Origin of the sequence: Streptomyces sp. NPDC007901 (assembly GCF_042959465.1) — a bacterium.
Taxonomy (GTDB): Bacteria; Actinomycetota; Actinomycetes; order Streptomycetales; family Streptomycetaceae; genus Streptomyces.
Genome location: NZ_JBIBKW010000052.1, coordinates 15991 through 20463 on the forward strand (window position 1 = coordinate 15991; position 4473 = coordinate 20463).

The window sequence follows — 4473 nt, forward strand, 5'->3', positions numbered from 1 at the left end:
GGCCCCCCCCGGGCGGTGCCAACCCACAAACCGGGGAAACGGGTTCGGGCCCGTTGCCGGGGTTTACCCCCCACGCGGGGGGGGGCGGGGCCATCGGCCCCGCCCCGCCCCACGCGTAGAAGCCTGTCGGAGACCGGCCTCGATACTGGTGGGCTCTCGTCATCAACTGTCGCCAGTTCCCCGAGGAACCCAACCTGCTGGTGACCGTGCGTGATCTCCAGCGGCGTATCGGCTCCACGTTCTGGCTAGGGCGGTGTCATTTGGCTCCACCCGAGGCGACTCCACCTGGCCCCAGTTCGCGGATAGTTCGTGAAGATCAGGTGCCGTGAGGTGGCCCCGGAAGGCGGTTTGAATTGGCTCCGTTGGAGCGCGGGTTGGACTGTCACCTCGGGTCGATCACGCGGTTGACACCTTCTCGGTAAGTGCAAGCTGCGTCCGCAGAGCGTGCTGGTGGCGTTGTGCCCAGCGGACGGCGGGTGGTGCTGCCAAGCCCGTCAGGGCGAACATGGCTCCCGCGGCATACCATCCGGGGCGACCCCAGGTGATGCAGAGGGCGATGAGCAGTCCCGGGCCGAGGGCTTCGGCGAGGCCGGCGCCGAGGCCGAACACGCCCAGGTATTGGCCCGTGGCGTGCTGCGGGGCGAGAGCGAAGGAGACCTCGAAGCCGGCGGCGGAGTGCCATAGTTCGCCGATCGTGTGGATCACCACCGCGGTGATGAGCAGGGTTGCGGCAGCCCACGCCGGTATGCCTGCGGACAGCGAGATCAGTGAGCAGGCGATGAGGAAGGCCACGCCTGCCCGGCGGTAGGCGTGTGCGCCGGCAGCGGGGGAATCGACGTTGCGGCTGGCCCGGACCTGGAAGGCGACGACGATGACGGTGCCGGTGAGCATGGTGGCCGAAATGAGCCAGTGCGGGGCGGTGGTGGCGCCAACGATCCAGAGTGGGATAGCCACGGTGAGCACCTTGAACTGGATGGCCATGATGCCGTCGAGGGCGGTCAGCAGCAGGTAGGGGCGGTCCCGCAGAGCGATCCAGCGAGGACCGCCGGTGGTGGGGACGGGTGCGACGGGCGGCAGGCGGATCAGGATCGCCGCGGAGACCACGAAGGCGATCGCGTTGCCGATGACCATGAGCTGATAGGCGGTGAGCGTGCCCACCTGGACGACCCAGCCCGCCAGCACGGCACCGAGGGAGATGCCGACATTGGTCACCGCACGCAGATAGGCCCGGAACTCCTGCGGCCGGTCGCCTCCGTAGTGCCTAATGAGCGGGGAGCGGGCGGCGATTCCGGCCGCCTTCGCCGCGGCGGCAGCGCAGACGGCGACGACGAACGGCCAGAAGCTGTCCGCCAGAACGAAGCAGGCCGTGGCCAGCGCCTGAACCACCAGGGTGGCCGCGTAGATGCCGCGTGCTCCATGCCGGTCGGCCAGATGACCGACCGCGACGCCCAAGGCAAGCGCGAGAAGACCAGCGATGCCGAGCCCGAGCCCCACCTGGCCCGCCGGAAGGTGAACCGCCTCGGTGAAAAACAGCACCCCGGCGGTGAGATAGAGGCCGCTGCCGACGGTGTAGACGAAGTTCGAGGCCGCGAGGACGCGCTGCGGTCGTGTGTCCGGCATCAGGCGGGGCATGACAAGACTCCACGTCCTCGACAGGTGGTAAGAGCCCATCCAGCTTGTTGCATATTACTTGCAATAACAAGATGGTCGCCTTGAGTTGGGTGCTCCGGCCGGCCTCCGTGCGCCGTGCAGGGTGGCTATTTCAACCCATTGGCCTTGTTCGCCCTGGTGCGAGCGAGCCGGAAGGACTCGGTGCCGGTCTCGATGAGGGTGGCATTGAAGGTGAGCCGGTCCACGATCGCTGCGCAGAGCCGAGGGTCGGTGAACGTCTTTGACCAGCCATGAACGCCTCGTTGGAGGCGATCGCGATGCTGTTCTTCTCCTCGCGCTCCGTGAGAACCTGGAAGAGCATCTCCGCGCCGCGCCGGTCGAGTTCGAGGTAGCCGAGTTCATCGATTTCCAAAAGATCGACGCGTCCGTAGCGGGCGATGGTCTTGCCGAGCTGCTTGTCGTCGGCTGCCTCGACCAGCTCGTTGACCAGGGAGGCGGCAGTGGTGTAGCGGACACGGTAACCGGCCATGGCAGCGGCGGTGCCCAAGCCGATCAGCAGGTGGGACTTGTCGGTGCCAGAGTCCCCGATCAGACACAGCGGATAGCCCTTGGTGATCCAGTCGCAGGTGGCGAGGCTGTGGATGACGGCCGGGTCGACGTTGGGGTTGGCGCCGTAATCGAACTCGCGCAGCGACTTCTCGCGCGGGAAGTGGGCGGCCCTGATGCGGCGTTCGGCCCTGCGTCGGTCGCGATCCTCGCACTCGGCGAGCAGGAGCTCGGCGAGGAATCCGGCGTAGGAGAGCCCCTCGCGCTCGGCGCGGGCGATGGTGTCGGCGGCCTGGGACCGCATGGTGGGCAGCCGCAGCATCCGGCAGGCGGTGTCGATCGCGGCGTCGGACGCCTGGGCGGTGAGCGCGTGCTGGGCGGCAGTCATGACGGATCCTTTCGTCGCAGGTTCAGCAGTTCGTCCCACTGCTCCAGGCGGGGCAGCGGGCGGGCATCCTCGGGCAGTGACCTGGCCAGACGACGCGGGGTGAGATGACTGACCTGCGGCAACTGCGGGTCCAGCAGTTCCGTCTGGTCCGCCGCCGTCTGCGCCGCGGTGACGGTGGGAGCCCGGCCAGCTGCCTGGGCGGCTTTGCGAGCCTCCAGGGCGACCACGTCGTCGCTGCAGGTGCCCAGGTCAACGGCGGCCCGCAGGCCCGCCAGCACGTCCGCATGCTGCTGATGGCGGTGCAGGAGCAGAACCCTGACCAGGGCCTTCGTTCCCTCGGTCTCGCCGAGCTGCCGCTGGGCCATGGCCCAGAAGCCTCGTGCTCGGCGGTGAACGTGCCCTCGGCGCGGGCCTGGTGCAGGGCTTCGGAGCGGTCCAGGGCGCCGGGCTTGCGCAGCAGCACCTCCAGGTAGTGATCCAGGACCAGGTGCTCCAGGCCGCGGCCGGCGAGCCTCGCGTGGCGGGCGATCTCGCCGCGGCCCTCGAAGACGACCAGCATGTCGCCGGTCAGGTGGACGGTGACCTTGCGGTCGATGAACCGAACCGGGACGGAGTACGAGCACATCTTCACCGTGATCCGGCTGTAGCGGTCGACCCGCGGCTGGAAAGTCATCGCCGTCTCGAACAGCTCCGCCGGCAACGGCAGCAGGTGCGGCGCCTCCCGCGCGAAGTCCTGGCCGATGGTACGGATCCGGGAGCCGATCCGCCGTTCCAGCTCCCGTTCTTCGAACGCGGTGATCTGCCCGTTGAGGTCCTCCAGCGTCTCCACTCTCGGGACAGGGGTGAGGTAGTTGCGACGGAAGTAGCCGACCTGTCCCTCCACTCCGCCCTTCTCATGGGCGCCGCGCAGCCCCGGCTCGCAGTAGAACGGGGTGAACCCGTAGAACGTATGCAGCGCCGTCCACTTCGGGTTCTCCTCCCGCAGCCGGCTGCGGAAGACGACCTTGCGGACGGCCGGGGTGAGATTGTCGTAGCGGACCTGACCTGCCGGAACACCGCCCAGAACGGTCAGCGCGTGCACGTGTCCTTCGAAGAACGCCTGCTGACCACAGGAGCGGGTCGGTGCACCGCCCGGCCCGAGTAGGCCAGACGGAAGGTGAACAGATAGCACTTCACCCGCTGCCCGGCCAGGTCGACCCAGACCTCTCCGAAGTCCACCTCCGCATCCGCCCCGGGTGCGTTGTGCCGGACCAGAAAACCCTCGACCGGCACCCCACCCTCCGCTGCGATCGCCCGGCGGCGGGCGGTGACGAAGTCCCGCACCGTCGTGTAAGGAAGCGTGACGCCGAACTCTTCCTCCAGCCGCATGCCGATCCGCTTCGCGGTGTGCCGCTGCTTACGCGGCGCCTCCAAGTCAGCCCGCAGCCACTCGTCGACCGTCTTCTTGTACGGCTCCATCCGCGGCGACGTCCGCGTCGGCCGCTTGCGCGGCTTCGGCACCGGCGAAGCCAGTGCTTCCCGTACCAGGCGCCGGTGGACGCCGTACTTCTTCGACAACGCCCGGACCGACAGCTGCTGTTGCCAACTGTCGCGGCGGATCCGGTCAAACAGCTCCTGCTTGGACAACGACATCCACAGCACCCACCCTCGGCGGACCACATCCACCGTCCCACCGCAAGACCCAGGGTGGGGCCACTTCACCCCGCCACTACCCCCAAGTACCTCCGAACGCCCCTCTCGGTGGGGCCAGTTGGAGTCGCCTCGGGTGGAGCCAAATGACACCGCCCTAGCCAGGCTTCGGCACCCTCCCAATCTTCGGTGGGTGCGGCTCCTGGCTCATACAAGATTTTCGTAGCCGTTGATCGTCCACAGATCGTCGAGATCATCGTGGGGGTGGAGGGTGCGACGGGAGTGGGCGACGAGGATGA

1 protein-coding gene and 2 pseudogenes are annotated in these 4473 nt (G+C 68.1%); all 3 read right to left on the reverse strand.

Annotation, left to right across the window (positions count from 1 at the left end; genetic code table 11):
- Positions 1-396 precede the first annotated feature (396 nt).
- The gene (locus tag ACFZDK_RS54535; RefSeq protein ID WP_390986583.1) at positions 397-1632 is read right to left on the reverse strand and encodes an MFS transporter; all 1236 of its coding nucleotides are present in this window, start codon (positions 1630-1632) and stop codon (positions 397-399) included.
- 125 nt (positions 1633-1757) lie between these two features.
- Positions 1758-2545, reverse strand: a pseudogene (gene istB, locus ACFZDK_RS54540) (IS21-like element helper ATPase IstB).
- Positions 2542-4177: pseudogene (gene istA / locus ACFZDK_RS54545) on the reverse strand (IS21 family transposase). Before istA ends, istB begins: the two co-directional pseudogenes overlap by 4 nt.
- Between the last annotated feature and the right edge of the window lie 296 nt (positions 4178-4473).